Annotated in this window: 21 protein-coding genes; 8 read left to right on the plus strand and 13 right to left on the minus strand. The window is 56.8% G+C overall.

Going from position 1 to position 18,873, the window contains the following annotated elements; all coding sequences use genetic code 11:
- Nucleotides 1-5: 5 nt before the first annotated feature.
- Nucleotides 6-1,868: a 1-deoxy-D-xylulose-5-phosphate synthase gene (gene dxs / locus MMW58_RS22765; protein ID WP_241722160.1), complete on the plus strand. Its 1,863-nt coding sequence runs from the start codon at nt 6-8 to the stop codon at nt 1,866-1,868.
- A gap of 64 nt (nt 1,869-1,932) precedes the next feature.
- Nucleotides 1,933-2,907, plus strand: a complete 975-nt coding sequence (locus MMW58_RS22770) for an aldo/keto reductase (RefSeq protein ID WP_133596394.1) — start codon at nt 1,933-1,935, stop codon at nt 2,905-2,907.
- Nucleotides 2,908-2,965: 58 nt separating this feature from the next.
- On the opposite strand, the gene pgpA is transcribed toward MMW58_RS22770, so the two are convergent.
- The 6 genes from pgpA to nrdR all read right to left on the minus strand — a co-directional run bounded on the left by pgpA (nt 2,966) and on the right by nrdR (nt 7,200).
- Nucleotides 2,966-3,478, minus strand: a complete 513-nt coding sequence (gene pgpA / locus MMW58_RS22775) for a phosphatidylglycerophosphatase A (protein WP_166646127.1) — start codon at nt 3,476-3,478, stop codon at nt 2,966-2,968.
- Complete coding sequence (gene thiL, locus MMW58_RS22780) at nt 3,459-4,436, minus strand: thiamine-phosphate kinase (protein WP_241722161.1); 978 nt, start codon at nt 4,434-4,436, stop codon at nt 3,459-3,461. The genes pgpA and thiL overlap by 20 nt, the downstream gene beginning before the upstream one ends.
- A gap of 97 nt (nt 4,437-4,533) precedes the next feature.
- Nucleotides 4,534-4,953: a transcription antitermination factor NusB gene (nusB, locus tag MMW58_RS22785; protein ID WP_041144291.1), complete on the minus strand. Its 420-nt coding sequence runs from the start codon at nt 4,951-4,953 to the stop codon at nt 4,534-4,536.
- A gap of 22 nt (nt 4,954-4,975) precedes the next feature.
- Nucleotides 4,976-5,446 (minus strand): 6,7-dimethyl-8-ribityllumazine synthase, encoded by a 471-nt coding sequence (gene ribH, locus MMW58_RS22790; RefSeq protein WP_041144290.1) that lies wholly within the window; start codon nt 5,444-5,446, stop codon nt 4,976-4,978.
- Nucleotides 5,447-5,643: 197 nt separating this feature from the next.
- The gene (gene ribD, locus MMW58_RS22795) at nt 5,644-6,747 is read right to left on the minus strand and encodes a bifunctional diaminohydroxyphosphoribosylaminopyrimidine deaminase/5-amino-6-(5-phosphoribosylamino)uracil reductase RibD (RefSeq protein ID WP_241722162.1); all 1,104 of its coding nucleotides are present in this window, start codon (nt 6,745-6,747) and stop codon (nt 5,644-5,646) included.
- A gap of 3 nt (nt 6,748-6,750) precedes the next feature.
- Complete coding sequence (nrdR, locus tag MMW58_RS22800) at nt 6,751-7,200, minus strand: transcriptional regulator NrdR (protein ID WP_004858609.1); 450 nt, start codon at nt 7,198-7,200, stop codon at nt 6,751-6,753.
- 148 nt (nt 7,201-7,348) lie between these two features.
- Here nrdR and MMW58_RS22805 point away from each other — a divergent pair, with 148 nt between their 5' ends.
- Nucleotides 7,349-7,891, plus strand: a complete 543-nt coding sequence (locus tag MMW58_RS22805) for a SadB/YajI family lipoprotein (protein WP_076944655.1) — start codon at nt 7,349-7,351, stop codon at nt 7,889-7,891.
- A gap of 290 nt (nt 7,892-8,181) precedes the next feature.
- On the plus strand, nt 8,182-9,066 hold the full coding sequence (locus tag MMW58_RS22810; protein WP_045854198.1) for a nucleoside-specific channel-forming protein Tsx: 885 nt from the start codon (nt 8,182-8,184) through the stop codon (nt 9,064-9,066).
- Between the two features lie 51 nt (nt 9,067-9,117).
- Here the strand turns inward: MMW58_RS22810 and MMW58_RS22815 are convergent, their stop codons facing one another.
- The 7 genes from MMW58_RS22815 to queA form a co-directional block, all read right to left on the minus strand.
- Nucleotides 9,118-9,813 (minus strand): helix-turn-helix transcriptional regulator, encoded by a 696-nt coding sequence (locus MMW58_RS22815; RefSeq protein ID WP_128878946.1) that lies wholly within the window; start codon nt 9,811-9,813, stop codon nt 9,118-9,120.
- Between the two features lie 49 nt (nt 9,814-9,862).
- A complete protein-coding gene (locus MMW58_RS22820) occupies nt 9,863-10,240 on the minus strand; it encodes a VOC family protein (RefSeq protein ID WP_241722163.1) in 378 nt (125 codons plus the stop codon).
- Nucleotides 10,241-10,511: 271 nt separating this feature from the next.
- A complete protein-coding gene (gene secF, locus MMW58_RS22825) occupies nt 10,512-11,483 on the minus strand; it encodes a protein translocase subunit SecF (protein WP_045854195.1) in 972 nt (323 codons plus the stop codon).
- Between the two features lie 10 nt (nt 11,484-11,493).
- Entirely contained in the window at nt 11,494-13,341 is a 1,848-nt protein-coding gene (gene secD / locus MMW58_RS22830) for a protein translocase subunit SecD (RefSeq protein WP_072051773.1), read from the minus strand.
- A 25-nt stretch (nt 13,342-13,366) separates the two neighbouring features.
- Entirely contained in the window at nt 13,367-13,699 is a 333-nt protein-coding gene (yajC, locus tag MMW58_RS22835; protein ID WP_041144282.1) for a preprotein translocase subunit YajC, read from the minus strand.
- A gap of 22 nt (nt 13,700-13,721) precedes the next feature.
- A complete protein-coding gene (tgt, locus tag MMW58_RS22840; protein ID WP_041144281.1) occupies nt 13,722-14,849 on the minus strand; it encodes a tRNA guanosine(34) transglycosylase Tgt in 1,128 nt (375 codons plus the stop codon).
- A 53-nt stretch (nt 14,850-14,902) separates the two neighbouring features.
- Nucleotides 14,903-15,973, minus strand: coding sequence for a tRNA preQ1(34) S-adenosylmethionine ribosyltransferase-isomerase QueA (gene queA, locus MMW58_RS22845; RefSeq protein WP_133596385.1), 1,071 nt, complete (start codon nt 15,971-15,973; stop codon nt 14,903-14,905).
- A gap of 367 nt (nt 15,974-16,340) precedes the next feature.
- Here queA and acpH point away from each other — a divergent pair, with 367 nt between their 5' ends.
- The 4 genes from acpH to MMW58_RS22865 all read left to right on the plus strand — a co-directional run bounded on the left by acpH (nt 16,341) and on the right by MMW58_RS22865 (nt 18,872).
- Complete coding sequence (gene acpH, locus MMW58_RS22850) at nt 16,341-16,922, plus strand: ACP phosphodiesterase (RefSeq protein ID WP_241722164.1); 582 nt, start codon at nt 16,341-16,343, stop codon at nt 16,920-16,922.
- A 169-nt stretch (nt 16,923-17,091) separates the two neighbouring features.
- On the plus strand, nt 17,092-17,694 hold the full coding sequence (locus tag MMW58_RS22855) for a peroxiredoxin (RefSeq protein WP_004858569.1): 603 nt from the start codon (nt 17,092-17,094) through the stop codon (nt 17,692-17,694).
- A gap of 441 nt (nt 17,695-18,135) precedes the next feature.
- Nucleotides 18,136-18,579 (plus strand): PTS sugar transporter subunit IIA, encoded by a 444-nt coding sequence (locus MMW58_RS22860; RefSeq protein WP_133597949.1) that lies wholly within the window; start codon nt 18,136-18,138, stop codon nt 18,577-18,579.
- 5 nt (nt 18,580-18,584) lie between these two features.
- Complete coding sequence (locus MMW58_RS22865; protein WP_041144277.1) at nt 18,585-18,872, plus strand: PTS sugar transporter subunit IIB; 288 nt, start codon at nt 18,585-18,587, stop codon at nt 18,870-18,872.
- The last annotated feature ends 1 nt before the right edge of the window (nt 18,873 follow it).

Raw genomic sequence — 18,873 nt, forward strand, 5'->3', positions numbered from 1 at the left:
CTCTGATGAGTTTTGATATTGCCAAATACCCGACCCTGGCGCTGGTAGATTCCACCCAGGAGCTGCGTTTGTTGCCGAAAGATAGCCTGCCGAAGCTGTGCGACGAACTTCGGCGCTATCTGCTGGACAGCGTCAGCCGTTCCAGCGGGCATTTTGCCTCCGGCCTCGGCACGGTCGAACTGACCGTGGCGCTTCACTACGTCTATAACACCCCTTTCGACCGCCTGATTTGGGACGTTGGCCACCAGGCCTACCCGCATAAAATTCTGACCGGCCGCCGTGACAAAATCGGCACTATTCGGCAGAAAGGCGGGCTGCATCCGTTCCCGTGGCGCGGCGAAAGTGAATATGACGTGCTGAGCGTCGGACACTCATCGACCTCCATTTCTGCGGGCATTGGCGTCGCCATTGCCGCCGCGAAGGAAGACAAGCAGCGGCGTGCGGTCTGCGTCATTGGCGACGGGGCGATCACCGCCGGGATGGCGTTTGAGGCCATGAACCACGCGGGCGATATCAAACCCGACCTGCTGGTGGTGCTGAACGACAACGAAATGTCGATTTCTGAGAACGTCGGTGCGCTGAATAATCATCTCGCGCAGCTGCTTTCCGGCAAGCTGTACTCGACCCTGCGCGAAGGCGGCAAGAAGGTCTTCTCAGGCGTTCCGCCGATTAAAGAGCTGCTCAAACGCACCGAAGAACATATCAAAGGCATGGTGGTTCCCGGGACCCTGTTTGAAGAGCTGGGCTTTAACTACATCGGGCCGGTGGACGGTCACGACGTGCTCGGGCTGGTCAATACGCTGAAGAACATGCGCGATCTGAAAGGGCCGCAGTTCCTGCATATTATGACCAAAAAAGGCCGCGGCTATGAGCCGGCGGAAAAAGACCCGATCACCTTCCACGCGGTGCCGAAATTTGACCATACCAGCGGGGTGCTACCAAAAAGCAGCGGCGGCCTGCCCTCTTATTCGAAAATTTTCGGCGACTGGCTGTGCGAAACCGCGGCGAAAGATAGCAGGCTGATGGCCGTGACGCCGGCCATGCGCGAAGGCTCGGGGATGGTCGAATTTTCGAAAAAATTCCCGGATCAGTATTTCGATGTGGCTATCGCCGAGCAGCACGCGGTGACCTTTGCCGCCGGGCTGGCAATCGGCGACTATAAGCCGGTGGTGGCCATTTACTCCACCTTCCTGCAGCGCGCCTACGATCAGGTGATTCACGACGTCGCGATCCAGAAGCTGCCGGTGCTGTTTGCCATCGACCGGGCCGGCATCGTCGGCGCCGACGGGCAGACGCACCAGGGCGCCTTCGACCTCTCCTTCCTGCGCTGTATTCCGGAGATGGTCATCATGACGCCGAGCGACGAGAACGAATGTCGCCAGATGCTGTATACCGGCTATCACTACGGCGACGGCCCAAGCGCGGTGCGCTATCCGCGCGGAACGGGTACCGGGGCAACGCTGGAGCCGCTGGCTTTGCTGCCGATCGGCAAGGGCGTGGTGAAGCGCGAAGGCGAGAAAATTGCGATCCTTAACTTCGGTACCATGCTGAAGGAAGCCGCGCAGGTGGCGGACAAGCTCAACGCCACGCTGGTGGATATGCGCTTTGTGAAACCGCTTGATAACGCGCTGATTTTGCAGCTGGCCGCCGGACACGAGGCGCTGGTCACGCTGGAAGAGAACGCGATCATGGGCGGCGCGGGCAGCGGCGTTAATGAGCTGCTGATGGCGCATCGCCGCGCGGTGCCGGTGCTGAATATCGGTCTGCCGGACTTCTTTATTCCCCAGGGAACCCAGGAAGAAGTTCACGCCGACCTCGGCCTCGATGCCGCCGGTATCGAAGCTAAAATCACCGCCTGGCTCGCATAACCCTCCGAACGGCTCCTGCTATGCTTAAAAGAAACCCTTTTTAGCGCATAGCAGGAGTATATCAATGCAATATATCACCCCTGAAGCAACCAACCTGCGGGTTTCCCGACTGTGTCTCGGCTGCATGACCTTCGGCGAGCCGGACCGGGGCAAACACGCCTGGACGCTACCGGAAGAGAGCAGCCGCCCGCTGATCCAGCGCGCTCTGGAAGGCGGCATCAACTTTTTTGATACCGCCAACAGCTACTCCGAAGGCAGCAGCGAAGAGATCGTTGGCCGCGCCCTGCGCGACTTTGCCCGCCGCGACGAAGTGGTGGTTGCCACCAAGGTTTACCACCAGGTGGGGGACCTGCCGGAAGGCCTCTCCCGCGCGCAAATTCTCCGCTCTATCGACGACAGCCTGCGGCGCCTGGGCATGGAGTATGTTGACCTGCTGCAAATCCACCGCTGGGATTACGCCACGCCCATTGAAGAGACCCTCGAGGCGTTGAACGAGGTGGTTAAGGCGGGTAAGGCACGCTATATCGGCGCTTCATCGATGCATGCCCGCCAGTTTGCCCAGGCCCTGGAGCTGCAGGAGCGTAACGGCTGGGCGCGCTTCGTCACCATGCAGGATCATTACAACCTGATTTACCGCGAAGAAGAGAACGAGATGCTGCCGCTGTGCAATCGCGCAGGGGTCTCGGTCATCCCCTGGAGCCCGCTGGCGCGCGGCCGTCTCACCCGCCCGTGGGGAGAAACCACCGCGCGGCTGGTTTCCGACGAGTTTGGCCAGTCGCTGTACAGCGCCAGCGATAGCAACGATGAGCTGATCGCGGCGAATCTCGCGGAGGTGGCGGAGGAGTTGGGTGTCGGACGGGCGCAGGTGGCGCTGGCGTGGCTGCTGAGCAAGCCCGGCGTCGCCGCGCCGATTATCGGCGCCTCGCGTCAGGATCAGCTGGATGAGCTGCTGAACGCCGTCGATTTAACGCTGACGCCGGAGCAGGTAGAAAAACTGGAAGCGCCGTACAGGCCGCATCCGGTGGTCGGATTCAAATAGCCCGCCGGCGGCGTTAAGCCAGAACCCCGGCAGTCAGCGCGCCGCCGGGGTTTTAGCGTCAGATAAGGCCTATCGGCCAGTGATGGCCGATGACGTAGAGCACGCCCGCCGAAATCACGCCGGCGACGATATCATCGACCATGATCCCCATTCCGCCGTGAATATTACGGTCGAACCAGCGAATCGGCCACGGCTTCCACATATCGAAAATGCGGAAAATGACGAATCCGCCGGCCACCCACTGCCAGTCAAGAGTCGGCAGCGCCATCAGGGTTATCCACATCCCGACAAACTCATCCCAGACGATGCTGCCGTGATCGTGAGTGCCCATATCTTTGGCCGTGCGGTGGCAGATATAGACCCCAATACAGATGCTCATCATCACCACCAGCGAATAGAGCTGCCAGGGCAGAAACGTCATCAGGTACCAAAACGGAATCGACGCCAGCGACCCCATAGTCCCGGGGACGATGGGGCTTAGCCCGCTGCCGAAGCCGGTCGCCAGCAGATGCCAGGGGTTAAGCAGGTTCAGCCGACTTTTTGCGATATCTTTACTGCGCGCCAAAATGATCGTACCCCTTTAAATCAAGCTTCACCGGCTTGCCCCCCTGCAGAAACTGCAGGCCGTCGGCTTCAGCGCAAACCTGCCCGATGCAGGTAAATCGCGCCCCGAGCTGGCCGATAGCCACGTCGAGCGCGCCGCGATTGAGCTCCGGTACGGTAAAGCACAGCTCATAATCTTCGCCGCCGGCAAGCGCCCAGCGCAGGGCCGTCTCCGGCTCAACCTGGCGCTGCATCGCCTCGGATAGCGGCATCGCGTCAAGGTCGATGCGCGCCCCGCAGCCGCTGGCTTTGAGGATATGGCCCAGATCGGAGACCAGGCCGTCGGAAAGATCGATAGCCGAGCTCGCCAGATCGCGCAGCGCCTGCCCCTGCAGCACGCGCGGCATCGGGCGCAGATGGCGCGCCAGCAGATAGTCGGCGTCGGCGGCGTCATCTACCGCCAGCCGCTCCTGCAGTATTGCCAGCCCCGCGGCGCTGTCGCCGGGCGTACCGGTCACGTAAATCCAGTCGCCGGGCTTCGCCCCGGAGCGCTTCAGGGCGCGTCCCGGCGGCACAAAACCGTGGATACCCAGCGTCATCGACAGCGGACCGCGGGTGGTATCACCGCCGATCAGCTGCATGTCGTAATAGTTGAGCAGCATAAACAGGCTATCGCTGAAGGACTCCAGCCACGCCTCGTCCACCTCCGGCAGCGTCAGCGCCAGCGTTAGCCACGCCGGCTCCGCGCCCATCGCCGCGAGGTCGCTCAGATTAACGGCCAGCGCTTTATAGGCCAGATCGGCAGGATCGATATCAGGTAAGAAATGGTTGCCCGCCACCAGGGTGTCGGTGCTGATTGCCAGCGTTTTTTTCTCGGGAATATTCAGGAGTGCGCAGTCGTCGCCAATGCCGGTTTCCACATCGAGACGCATGCTTTTTACGCGATCAAAATAACGGGCAATCAGGGAGAATTCGCCGCATGCCATACGTTATGCCTCAGCAAAAGAAAAAAATGAGAGCCTACCGAAATAGGCTCTAAGGCCAGGTTCACGAGGATGAGTCCTGCAAAGCCCGACCTGGAGTTTACTTTTTGTTGGGACGAATTGCCGGAGCTGCTTTATCCAGCACGCCGTTGACAAACTTGTGACTATCTTCAGCGCCGAAGGTTTTCGCCAGCTCAATGGCTTCATTGATGGCGACTTTGTACGGCACATCGTCACGTTTTGACAGTTCGAACAGCGCGATACGCAGTACCGCCTTCTCAACCTGGCCCAGCTCTTCAAGCAGGCGGGACAGGTACGGCTTCATCAGGCCGTCGAGGTATGCGCTGTTAGTCGCCACTCCGGACAGCAGTTCGCGAAAATACGGAACGTCGACATCTTTAACGTCCTGTTCCGCCAGGAACTGGTATTCAACATCAGAGATGTCGTTTTTCGACAACTGCCAGGAGTAAAGCGCCTGGACAGCACACTCACGGGCGCGGCGACGAGCAGCAGGTTTCACGGAATTCCCCTTACAAAAAAATTCAGGCCTTGATGGCTTTCAATACGTTAATCATTTCCAGCGCGGTCAGCGCAGCTTCTGCGCCCTTGTTACCGGCTTTGGTGCCAGCGCGTTCGATGGCTTGCTCAATGCTTTCGGTGGTCAGAACACCAAAGGCTACCGGAACCTCGCTTTCCTGGGCGACGTGTGCCAGGCCATTGCTTGCTCCGCCAGCCACATATTCAAAGTGCGCGGTACCGCCACGGATCACCGTACCCAGCGCAATTATCGCGTCATATTTACCGGTTTTTGCCAGTGCGCCAGCCGCCAGCGGCAGCTCATACGCGCCTGGAACCCAAACAACGGTAATATTGTCATCTTTTACCTGACCGATGCGCTTCAGGGCGTCGATAGCACCTTCCAGCAGGCTGTCATTGATAAAGTTGTTGAAACGCGCAATGGTGATGGCGACGCGAGCGTCCGGGGTAGCAACGTTAGCTTCAATAATGTTCATACTCTTCCTTCGGGTTCATTTGGCCCCGCAAGGGGGGCGGATTCTACCATAATATTTTATACACTTCATCCTGCAAACTGCTCTGACGTGAGCTGCGGCTGACCCGGCCTCTCTTCAGGCTGCGTCCCTCGCTGACCGTCTCGTCGCATGCTGAATAACCAGGCGTAGCGGCGCGGTTTCCCCGTCTGGCAGGGCAATCATGCGCTGACTAAATGCAGGCAAACGTCCGGGCCTACATGACGTATCTCGTTGAATTTGAAATGGGGAGCGTCGGCCAGCTTCTCAAGCCCCGGCAGCGCGCAGAGCCCGCGCGCGTCGCTTCCTAACAGTTTAGGCGCAATGTAGAGGATAAGCTCGTCCACCAGCCCCGCCTGCAGCAGCGCCCCGGCCAGAGCAGGACCGGCCTCCACCCAGATGCTGTTAACCTGCTGCTTGCCCAGCTGCATCATCAGCACCACCAGATCGAGATGGCCTTTATGCTCCGGGATCTGCAGAGTGCGCACGTTCTCAGGCCACTCGCGGGAGTCCTGACGGGTGCGGGCAAACAGCGTTTCTCCCGCCTGCTGCACGATGCGGTGCTGCGGCGTTACGCGGTTTTGGCTGTCGATGACAATACGCAGCGGCTGGCGCAGATTCTCCTGCGGATAGCGCGCCTGAATATCAGGAGTGAGCTCGTCCCAGCGCACGGTCAGCGCCGGATCGTCTGCGAGGACGGTGGCGCTGCTGGTGAGGATCGCATGGCTTTGCGCGCGCAGGCGCTGTACGTCGCGTCGCGCCTGCGGGGAGGTGATCCACTGGCTTTCGCCGCTGACCATTGCCGTGCGGCCGTCAAGCGAGGCGCCCATTTTTAGCTGAATATAGGGAAAGCCGGTGCGCATCCGCTTCAGGAAGCCCTTATTCAGCGCTTCTGCCTCGCCCATCATCAGGCCGTGGCTGACGTCGATACCTTCCTGCTGTAGGCGATACAGACCGCGCCCGGCCACCTGCGGGTTGGGGTCCTGCATCGCGGCCACCACCCGCACGACGCCTGCGGCAATCAGGGCATCGCAGCATGGCGGCGTGCGCCCGTGATGGCTGCAGGGCTCCAGGGTGACGTAGGCGGTGGCGCCTTTGGCCCTTTCACCGGCCATGCGCAGCGCGTGCACTTCGGCATGCGGCTCGCCGGCGCGGTAGTGGAAACCTTCGCCAACAATTTCGCCGTCTTTAACAATGACGCAGCCGACGTTCGGGTTTGGATGGGTGGTGAAGCGACCGCGCGCGGCGAGCCTGAGCGCGCGTGCCATGTATATTTCGTCACGCATGGCTTAATCCTGTAAGCGGGCGATCTCTTCGCCGAATTCTTTGATGTCTTCAAAACTGCGATAGACGGAAGCGAAGCGGATGTAGGCGACTTTATCGAGCTTCTTTAGCTGCTCCATCACCAGGTTACCGATCATTTTGCTGGGAACTTCGCGTTCACCGGTGCCGCGCAGATGCGTTTTGATGTGGTTGAGCGCCATTTCTACATCGTCGGCGCTGACCGGACGCTTTTCTAACGCTTTGAGCATCCCGCTGCGCAGCTTATCTTCGTTGAAGGGTTCGCGAACGTCGTTGCTTTTTACCACTCGCGGCATCACCAGCTCGGCCACTTCGAAGGTGGTAAAGCGTTCATTGCAGACCAGGCACTGCCGACGACGACGTACAGAAGAGCCCTCCCCCACCAGGCGAGAGTCGATCACTTTAGTATCTACGGCGAAACAGAAAGGGCAGTGCATAGCGCGTCCTGGCATCAAGTTAAACTGGCAGGTAGTTTACCGCGAAGTGACCCGACTACAAAGAAAGAGCTTTTGAGACAAAGGATCTATAGTGCGCTTATGCAAACGATCTACCATTAAGCATCCCTCTGTTAACGGAATCCCGACCATGACAAGACGTTATTTGCAGCTGGCGATTGTGGGTAGCCTTTTTACGCTCAGCGCCTGTGCTCAGCAAAGCGAAGTTCGCCAGATGAATCAGAGCGTGAGCACGTTGAGCAAGGAGATGACCCAGCTCAATCAGCAAACGGTGAAAATTACCCAGCAAAACGCCCTTAACGCGAAGTCCAGCAGCGGCGTTTACCTGCTGCCCGGCGCGAAAACCCCGGCGCGGCTGAACAGCCAGATAGGCACCCTGCGGATGTCGCTGCGCGATATCGCTCCCGACGGCGACGGCACCCGCCTGACGCTGCGTATCCAGGGCGAATCAAACGATCCGCTGCCGGCGTTTAGCGCAACCGTGGCCTCCGGGCAGATCAGCGGCACCACCGAGAGCTACCGGGAGGTCAACGTCCGCGACCAGCTGATTAGCGCCCCCGCCAGCATTCTGGCACCGAGCGACGTCGATATTCCGCTACGCCTCAGCGGCGTCACGCCGGAGCAGCTAGGCTTCGTACGCATCCACGATATTCAGCCCGCAGACGCGCAGTAAGCTCCCCGCCGGGCGTTTCTGACGCCCGGTTTTCCCCGCCAAAATCCACTTACAATTTTTCGCAACAGTTCAGAAAAAATGGGCATCAGTGATGAATTTCAGTGGCATTCTGTCAAGAAATGCATAGAATCGTGAACGCAATCGATTACGCATGTTTTCGATCTGTGAAACAACACATATTTTTGTGAGCAATGATTCCTATAATAGACGCCACAGAAATACGAAATATTTAGATACGCTTCGGCAAATTTCTTCACGCCTTTCGGCTCAATTTAAACAGTGGCATCAATATGAAAAAAACATTACTGGCAGCAAGCGCCGTCGTGGCGCTCTCCGCATCTTTCACTGCCGGCGCGGCAGAAAACGACAAACCGCAGTACCTGTCTGATTGGTGGCACCAGAGTGTAAACGTGGTGGGTAGCTACCACACCCGTTTTGGGCCACAAATCCGTAACGATACCTACCTGGAATACGAAGCCTTTGCCAAGAAAGACTGGTTTGATTTCTATGGTTACATGGATGCACCGGTATTCTTCGGCGGTAACACCAACGCGAAAGGTATCTGGAACCACGGTTCCCCGCTGTTTATGGAAATTGAGCCGCGTTTCTCTATCGATAAGCTGACCAATACCGACCTGAGCTTCGGTCCGTTTAAAGAGTGGTATTTCGCTAACAACTACATCTACGACATGGGCCGCAACGCGTCCGGTCGCCAGAGCACCTGGTATATGGGTCTCGGTACCGACATCGATACCGGCCTGCCGATGAGCCTCTCCCTGAACGTCTACGCCAAATACCAGTGGCAGAACTACGGCGCATCCAACGAAAACGAGTGGGATGGCTACCGCTTCAAGGTGAAATACTTTGTTCCGCTGACCGACCTGTGGGGCGGCTCGCTGAGCTACATCGGCTTCACCAACTTTGACTGGGGCTCCGATCTGGGCGATGACAACTTCTACGACCAGAACGGCAAACACGCGCGCACCAGCAACTCCATCGCTTCCAGCCACATCCTGGCGCTGAACTACGCACACTGGCACTACTCGGTAGTGGCTCGTTACTTCCATAACGGCGGTCAGTGGGCTAACGACGCGAAGCTGAACTTCGGTGACGGCGACTTCAACGTTCGCTCTACCGGCTGGGGTGGTTACTTCGTGGTGGGTTACAACTTCTAATCCTGCACGATGGTCCCCGGCCTCTGCGCCGGGGATATCGATTGAGCCGCATTACGCTTCGCGATCTTCGCACCTCACCTTACGCAGAAAATCACTCAATGAACGGTCTGCCCGCTCGCTGAAAAGGCGCCCGGTAGCCGCCACTTCCAGACAGCGGTCGAGACGAAAGCAGCGGTAATCATCGCGCAGCTCGCACCAGCTCACCAGCAGCCAGCGCTCGCCCCAGAAGAAGAGCCCCAGCGGCAGCACTTCACGCTGCGACACCTTTCCTGCTTCGTCGCGATAGTGCAGCGCCAGCACCCGCTGACCGGAAACCGCCCGATGCACCAGATCGAACTGCGTCTTGCTGTAGCCCTGAACGCCAAAGTCCGGCGCAAACAGCCGCGACTGCTCGGCCTTGCGCCGGCTCTCCTCAGGCAAAATCGCCAGCACCTTTTCCTGAGCCGACTCCAGCGCCTGGGACAGCGATTCGCCTCCCCAGGTTTGCAGCAGCCGAATGGCGGCCACCAGCGCTTCCGACTCCTGGGTCGTCAGCATTAGCGGCGGCAAGCTGTAGCCGGCCAGCAGGCGATATCCGCTGCCGGCCTCGCCCTCCACCGGCACGCCGGAGAGCGACAGGTCGCGGATATCCCGGTAGATGGTGCGCTCCGATACGCCGAGCCGCTCCGCCAGCAGTCCGGCGGTGGTCAGCCTTCTTCCCCGCAGGATCTGCACGATTTGAAAAAGGCGGTCGGCGCGTCGGCTCATTCTCTTTTCTCTTATTGTTTAGGGCCTGTCCCGCAGGCCTCACTGAGCATCACCGGGACAGGTTCTTCGGCTGATGCAGGCCAATCCGATTACCTTCGCTGTCAATAAACAGCGCGATGGCGCCAATATCGTTCGACAGCTCAAGCGGGCCAAAGACGCAGCTGCCGCCGGCAGAGCTTACGCGGTCGAGCGTCGCGGACAGATTGTCGGTATGCAGATAGATAATACATCCCTGAGCAGCAGGTTTAACCCCGTCAAATTTTGCCAGCGCACCGCCGGGAGCCGGGTCCTGGTACGGGAACACGGCCATTTCAGCACCATCCATATTTTCCCGACGCAGCGTCACCTGCAGCACCGGCTCGTAAAACGCCACCGCGCGATCCATATCGGCAACCGGAATTTCAAACCAGTTAATTACGTTGTTCATACATCCTCCTGTCCATTGTTTGGCTTCAGGAGAAGTCTACGACAGGGCTACTGACAGCGTAGTGTCAGCAGCGTTCGGCTTCCACGGCGGTTAACCCGCCGTGCAGGCCGTGCCGGAGGATCGGTTGGGGAGTGCGAAGAGGGTTACGACGACCCCGGGCGTTACTCCATGTCACAACGTGCGGATAATGGAGAGTAGCCAAAACTGGCGACGCTGTAATAAAAAAATCCCGGCCTTGCGACCGGGATTGCGTTATCAGAACGGGACTGCCTTACGGCAGAATTGACGGCTGATCCGCCCCTTCTTTCTCCACTTTCTGCTGCAGCATATGCTCGCGCTTCATGCCCAGCTTCAGCGCCAGCGCGGACGCCACGTAGATAGAAGAGGCCGTACCGATGGAGACACCGATCAGCATCGTCAGCGAGAAGCCTTCGAGAACCGGACCGCCAAAGAGATACAGCATCAGGATCACCACTAACGTGGTCCCGGAAGTGATCAAGGTACGGTGCAGCGTCTGGGTCAACGACACGTTGAAGATCTCGTACGGCGTACCGCGGCGGATCTTACGGAAGTTTTCACGAATACGGTCAGATACCACGATACTGTCGTTCAGCGAGTAGCCGATAACCGACATCAGCGAGGCAACGATGGTCAGGTCAATCTCGATATGGAACAGCGAGAGGATACCCATCGTAATGACCACATCGTGCGCCAGGGCGATGACCACCCCGGCGGCAAGACGCCATTCGAAACGGAAGCCGACGTATACCAGGATACAGATCAGCGCCGCCAGCAGCGCCATCGCACCGCTTTGCGCAAGATCGGCCCCGACGCTCGGCCCCACGAACTCGATTCGTTTAACCGTCGCGTCCTGGCTGGTCGATTGGTTAATCACGCTCACGACCTTGCTGCCCAGCTCCTGGCTGACGTTGGTATCATGTACCGGCGGCATACGTACCATGATGTCGCGGCTGCTGCCGAAGTTCTGCAGCTGCGGCTCTTCAAAGCCCGCCTTCTGCAGCGCTTCGCGCATCTGGTCCAGATCCGCGGGTTTTTCGAGGGTAATTTCAATCACCGTACCGCCGGTGAAATCGAGACCCCAGTTAAACCCACGCACGCCCATAACGACAATGGCGGCAATCAGCAGAAAACCGGAAATGCCGAAAGCCCAGTAGTCCCAGCGCATAAAGTCATAGACTTTACGGCCGTGGTTCAATTGTTCAACAGTATATTCCTGTGCCACAACGCACTCCTCAGATAGACAGCTTTTTAACGCGCTTGCCGCCGTACAGCAGGTTCACGATGGCACGGGTGCCGACGATAGCGGTAAACATCGAGGTTGCCACACCGATACCGGTGGTAATAGCAAACCCTTTAATTGCACCGGTACCGACCGCGTACAGGATGATAACTTTGATCAACGTCGTAATGTTCGCATCGAAGATCGAGCTGAATGCGCCCCTGTAACCTTCATCAATCGCCTGCTGAACGGAACGTCCGTTGCTCAACTCTTCTTTAATACGCTCGTTGATGAGAACGTTCGCATCGACCGCCACCGCAAGGGTTAAGACGATACCCGCAATCCCCGGCATGCTCAGCGTCGCCCCAGGCAGCAGGGACATGATACCGACGATCAGCACCAGGTTAGCCACCAGCGCGGAGGTCGCAATCAGGCCGAATTTCTTATAGAAGAAGATCATGAACAGGATAGACACCACCAGACCGGCCAGACACGCTTCCAGGCCCTGCTTGATGTTCTGCATACCCAGGGTCGGGCCGATAGTCCGTTCTTCAACGATCTGAATCGGCGCGATCAGCGCACCGGCACGCAGCAGCAGAGAGAGCTGACGCGCTTCGTTCGGGTTGCTGATACCGGTAATACGGAAGCTGTTACCCAGGCGAGACTGGATATTGGCGATGTTAATCACCTCTTCCTCTTTCGCCAGAATGGCGCGACCGTTGGCATCTTTCTTACCGCTGTCTTTGTACTCCACAAACAGGGTCGCCATCGGCTTACCGATGTTGTCCTTGGTGAAGTTAGACATGATGTTACCACCGGCGCTGTCGAGCGAGATGTTAACCTGCGGCTGGTTGAACTCGTCCATGCTGGAAGTGGAGTCGGTGATATGGTCACCGGTCAGAATCACGCGCTTGTACAGCACAACCGGCTGACCTTCACGCGTACTTTTCACTTCAGAGTCGCCAGGAACACGGCCGGAAGCGGCTGCGGAGCTGTCAACGTTGCTGTTAACCAGACGGAATTCCAGGGTCGCGGTGGCGCCAAGAATCTCTTTCGCGCGCGCGGTATCCTGAATACCCGGAAGCTCAACCACGATGCGGTCGGCACCCTGACGCTGAACCAGCGGCTCGGCAACGCCCAGCTGGTTTACACGGTTACGCAGAATGTTGATGTTCTGCTGCACGGCGTATTCGCGGGCTTCTTTCAGACGCTCGTCGGTCATCACCGCTTTCAGGCCGGTGCTGCCCTGAGTGGAGATAACCAGGTCGCGGTGACGCGGGCTAAGATAAGAGATAGCCTGATCGCGCGCGGTAGCGTCACGGAAAGCGATGCTCAGACCAAAATTGTCTTCTTTACGCACGGTGGAGTAAGGAATGCCTTTATCACGCAGCTCGCTGCGCAGGCTGTCGATATTTTGTTCCTGCAGTTTGCCCAGCGCGGTGTCCATATCGACTTCCATCAGGAAGTGGACGCCGCCGCGAAGGTCAAGACCCAGCTTCATCGGCTCGGCATGGATGGCCGCCAGCCAGCGCGGGGTTGCCGGAGCAAGGTTCAGCGCCACGACGTATTTATCACCCAACACGTCCACCAGCACTTCGCGTGCGCGGAGCTGGACATCGGTGGTGTCGAAGCGCGCAAGAATTGCGCCCTCTTCCAGTGCCACAGACTTAGCGGTAATTTTTTCTTCTTGTAACGTTTTCTGGACCTGGATCAGCGTTTGCTCACTGGCGGCGACGCCGCGCGCGCCAGTGATTTGAACGGCCGGATCCTCACCATACAGGTTGGGGAGCGCATACAGCAGGCCGACGACAATGACGACGACCAGCATGACGTACTTCCACAAAGGATAACGGTTTAACACGGCAGTTCCCTTAGGGAAAAGTGGATTACAGCGCCTTCATGGTGCCTTTCGGCAGAACGGCGGCTACGAAGTCACGTTTGATAACCACTTCAGTGGTGTCGTTCAGTGCGATAGCGATGTATCCGCTTTCGGCAACTTTAGTGACGCGACCAACCAGGCCACCATTCGTCAGCACTTCATCACCTTTGGCGATGGAGCTCATCAGATTTTTATGTTCTTTGCTGCGTTTCTGCTGTGGGCGCAGGATCATGAAGTAAAAAATCAGACCAAACACCACCAGCATCAGGATCAGAGACATCGGGCTGCTCTGCGCTGCGCCACCGGTTGCTGCTGCCGCATCAGAAATGAAAAAGCTCATTGAAATTCCCTCATTATTAAAATTAATCAACGTTCAAAGGAGGAACGGTTCGTCCCTGACGTTGGTAAAAATCGGCCACGAAGCTCTCTAATTTACCCTCTTCAATAGCCTTGCGTAAACCAGCCATTAAGCGCTGATAATAACGCAGGTTATGAATGGTGTTGAGGCGCGCGCCCAATATTTCGTTGCAACGATCGAGATGATGCAAGTAAGCGCGTGAATAATTGCGACATGTATAGCAATCACATTCGGCATCCAGCGTCGCCGTATCGCTTTTATGCTTCGCATTACGGATTTTTACGACGCCATCGGTGACGAACAGGTGACCGTTACGCGCGTTACGCGTAGGCATAACGCAGTCGAACATATCGATACCGCGACGTACCCCTTCAACCAGATCTTCCGGCTTGCCGACGCCCATCAAATATCGCGGCTTGTCGGCCGGGATCTGCGGGCAGACGTGCTCGAGAATACGGTGCATGTCCTCTTTCGGCTCGCCGACTGCCAAACCGCCGACAGCGTAGCCATCAAAGCCGATATCTACCAGACCTTTAACGGAGATATCACGTAAATCTTCGTAAACGCTGCCCTGAATGATGCCGAAGAGCGCGTTTTTGTTGCCCAGGCCGTCAAAGCGGTCACGGCTGCGCTGCGCCCAGCGCAGGGACATCTCCATCGAGCGTTTGGCATAGTCCCAGTCCGCCGGATACGGCGTACATTCGTCGAAGATCATCACGATATCGGAACCGAGATCGAACTGAATCTCCATCGATTTTTCCGGATCGAGGAAGATGGGATCGCCGTTGATGGGGTTGCGGAAGTGTACGCCCTGCTCGGTTATCTTGCGGATATCGCCGAGGCTGAAGACCTGAAAACCGCCGGAATCGGTGAGAATCGGCCCTTTCCACTGCATAAAGTCGTGCAGGTCGCCGTGCAGCTTCATGATCTCCTGACCAGGACGCAGCCACAGGTGGAACGTGTTGCCCAGAATGATCTGCGCGCCGGTGGCTTCAACTTCCTCCGGCGTCATTCCTTTAACGGTACCGTAGGTCCCGACGGGCATAAATGCAGGCGTTTCAACCACGCCGCGCTCAAACACCAGGCGACCGCGGCGGGCGCGACCGTCGGTGGTATCCAGTTCAAATTTCATTATCACTCCTGCGTCAGAAAAACAGTCTGACGTTAAACACTCATGTCGCGGAGTTATTCCCCGACACGCTCAAAAATAGCCCGCGGATTGTACGTGATAAACATCGCGTCCCCGTAGCTAAAAAAGCGATATTTTTGTTCTACCGCAGCCTTATAGGCGTTCATGGTGTGCTGATAGCCGGCAAACGCCGAAACCAGCATAATCAGAGTAGATTCAGGCAGATGGAAATTGGTGACCAGCGCATCCACCGCTTTGTACTGATATCCCGGATAGATAAAAATCTTCGTGTCGCCGAAGAAAGGTTCGATCAGATCGTTTTTTGCCGCCTGGGCCGCGCTCTCCAGCGAGCGTACCGAGGTCGTTCCCACGGCGATAACGCGGCTGCCGCGCGCTTTGGCGGCCAGCACCGCGTCAACCACGTCCTGCGGGACTTCGGCATATTCGGAGTGCATGATGTGCTCTTCGATGCTGTCCACGCGCACCGGCTGGAACGTCCCCGCGCCGACGTGCAGCGTCACGAACGCCATCTCAACGCCTTTCTCGCGCAGCTTTTCCAGCAGCGGCTCGTCAAAGTGCAGGCCCGCGGTCGGCGCGGCTACCGCGCCCGGCCTGACGCTATAAACGGTTTGGTACAGCTCGCGGTCGGCTTCTTCATCCGGGCGGTCGATATAGGGCGGCAGCGGCATATGGCCAATGCTGTTAAGAATATCCAGCACCGGACGCTCGTCGTTAAACTCGACTTCAAACAGCGCGTCGTGGCGTGCCACCATCGTCGCCTGGATGCTTTCATCATCGCCCAGCAGCAGCTCGGCGCCCGGCTTCGGTGCCTTCGAGGCGCGGATGTGCGCCAGGATGCGTTTGTCATCCAGCATGCGCTCGACCAGCACTTCAATCTTGCCGCCGCTGGCCTTACGCCCGAACAGGCGCGCCGGGATCACCCGGGTATTGTTAAAGACCAGCAGATCGCCGGGATTAAGCTTATCGAGCAGATCGGTGAAGGTGCCGTGCGTCAGCGCGCCCGTCGGCCCGTCTAACGACAGCAAGCGGCAGCTACTGCGCTCAGGCTGCGGGTAGTGGGCAATCAGGGATTCGGGTAGTTCAAAGGAAAAATCGGTAACGCGCATGACGGTGGCTCAGACTAAATAAAGAGGCGGGTAGTCTAGTGCCGGGGCGTTCTCCCTGCAACCTTTACCCCGCAGCACGGTTATAATACTCTAAATAATTCGCGCTGCAGGACAAGGCGCCTGTGCCTTGAACAGCGCCTGCGCTGGCCCCATCAGGGCGAGGCCGTCGGCCGAGTCATGCGGCAACCGGGAGGCAAATTCGTCAGCAACGAATTTAACCTGCCGAGGTCTGGCCTCCGGTGAGGGGCATGGATATCCTTCATTAATCCCGGGCGCTTAGTCAACTCGGTGACCGGGAAGAACAAGGCCCACGAATGGACCGAGTAAGGAAGCCAACGCACATGCAACCGGAAGTACAACGAGTATTATGAATTTTCTCGCACACCTGCACTTAGCCCACCTTGCCGACAGCTCGCTGCCGGGCAACCTGCTGGCCGATTTCGTCCGCGGTAATCCGCAGTCGGACTATCCCCTGGAGATCGTTGACGGCATCTTTATGCATCGGCGAATAGACGTCATGACCGACAATCTGGCGGAAGTTAAGGCTGCTCGGGAGTGGTTTCGTCCGCAGACCCGGCGCGTGGCGCCGATTACGCTAGACGTCATGTGGGATCACTTTCTCTCGCACCACTGGGACCGCATCTCGCCCGATATGCCGCTCAGCGAGTTCGTCCGCTATGCTCATGCCCAGGTGGCAACCATTTTGCCGGATTCGCCGCCGCGCTTCGTCAATCTCAATGAGTACATGTGGTCCGAGCGCTGGCTCGAGCGCTATGAGAATATGGCGTTTATCCAGCGCGTCCTTAACGGAATGGCCAGCCGGCGCCCGCGCCTCGACGCCCTGCGCGACTCCTGGCAGGACCTCGATACCCACTACGACAAGCTGGAGCAGCAGTTCTGGCTTTTTTATCCGCGCATGATGGCGCAGGCGAAAAATCGCGAACTCTAGCGGTTGCGTTTGCTGACAAAAAGGCTATCCTGAAGGTCACACTTCGATATCCATTGATAGGTAAAACCTATCTCATCGATTGTCAGCCTCACGTTGAGTTCGCTCGCTCCCGCCCCTATACTTGCCCGCGTTGCGTTTCAATTAACCTTAGTATTAACAGGAGAATCATATGGTTCTGGTAACTCGTCAGGCTCCGGATTTTACCGCGGCAGCAGTTTTAGGTAACGGCGAAATCGTTGAGAAATTCAACTTCAAACAGCACACCAACGGTAAAGCCACCGTACTGTTCTTCTGGCCGATGGACTTCACCTTCGTTTGCCCGTCTGAACTGATCGCTTTTGACAAACGTTATGAAGAATTCCAGAAGCGCGGCGTAGAAGTTGTTGGCGTTTCCTTCGACTCCGAATTCGTTCACAACGCATGGCGTAACACCCCGGTAGACCAGGGCGGTATTGGTCCGGTTAAATACGCGATGGTTGCTGACATCAAGCGTGAAATCCAGAAAGCCTACGGTATCGAACATCCGGACGAAGGCGTTGCGCTGCGCGGCTCCTTCCTGATCGACGCGAACGGCGTTGTTCGCCACCAGGTGGTTAACGACCTGCCGCTGGGACGTAACATCGACGAAATGCTGCGCATGGTTGACGCGCTGCAGTTCCACGAAGAGCACGGCGAAGTGTGCCCGGCACAGTGGGAAAAAGGTAAAGAAGGGATGGCCGCTTCTCCGGAAGGCGTCGCTAAATACCTGACCGAGAACGTTTCCAGCCTGTAATCGGCTGCCGTTCATAAAAAAGCTCGCCGCGGCGAGCTTTTTTGTTGCTTTGCGCCTCCCTTTTTTACTGCTGGAAATACGCGGCGGATACCGGCAAAGGGCTAAAAACATCCCGGTGCGCCTTTTTTTGTAATCCCGTTCAAACTTTGCTGAAAAAACAGCCTGATATTTGTGACAGGCATTGCATTTTTCCGTTTTAAATTAAGATGCAAGCTCATTTCCCCACACCTGCCTTTCCACCTCTGGAAAATTCAAAGTCAATAAGCCTTTGATATATAAAGATATAATTAATTTTATTTTTTCAGATAAAATATTTCCAATATCCCTTCGATGTGATCAACTTCAATATTTAAAAATCCATATGTGATCTGAAGCCTAATTTTTGTTGATATATTTGTTCATGATCTAGTTCAGGAATACGAACGCATTAAGGATCGGATGATGGACATTATTTTTAACCCTACATTAATTGCGCTTAAGCAAAATATTTCCACAGCCGAGCAGGCGATCGAATTCGCAGGAACGCTGCTTGTCCGGCAACACATTTGTCGCCCGGAATATATTAATGCGATGGTCGAGGTGTATCGGGATTTTGGTCCGGCGATTGTTATCGACCACGGCCTGGCGATGCCCCATGCCCGACCGGAAAAAGGCGCATTGCAAACGGGTTTTTCCTTAGTCACCACCCAACGGCCGATCGCATTTGGCCACGAGGAGTTTGATCCGGTGAAAGTCATTATTGCCATCGCCGGGGCGGATGCGAATAGCCATATAAAAATGATCCAGCTGATAGCCTCGCTGATTGAGTCAGATATTGTCACGTTTCTTCAACAGGAGCATGACGCCAATTCAGTATTACATTTCATCCAAAAGCAAATGGAGTAGTCATTATGTTAGTTATCAGAACGGTTTGTGGTAACGGTATTGGCAGTTCATTAATGGCTGCGAATAATGTCAAAAAAATATGTGATGAATTAGGTATTAAAGCCGACGTGGCCTCCGTTGATTTTGCCAACGCGGTAGGAGAAAAAGCCGACCTCTACGTCACAATTAAAGAGCTGGCAAACCAATTTCCTGCGCGCTGCAACGTCGCCATTATTCGCAGCTACGTGCACAAGGCGAAAATCGCCGAGGATATTACTGAAGCACTCACCAAAATTGCTGCAACTCACTCTTAAT

The sequence above is a fragment of the Klebsiella sp. HC6 genome, assembly GCF_022605325.1.
Classification (GTDB): Bacteria; Pseudomonadota; Gammaproteobacteria; order Enterobacterales; family Enterobacteriaceae; genus Klebsiella; species Klebsiella terrigena.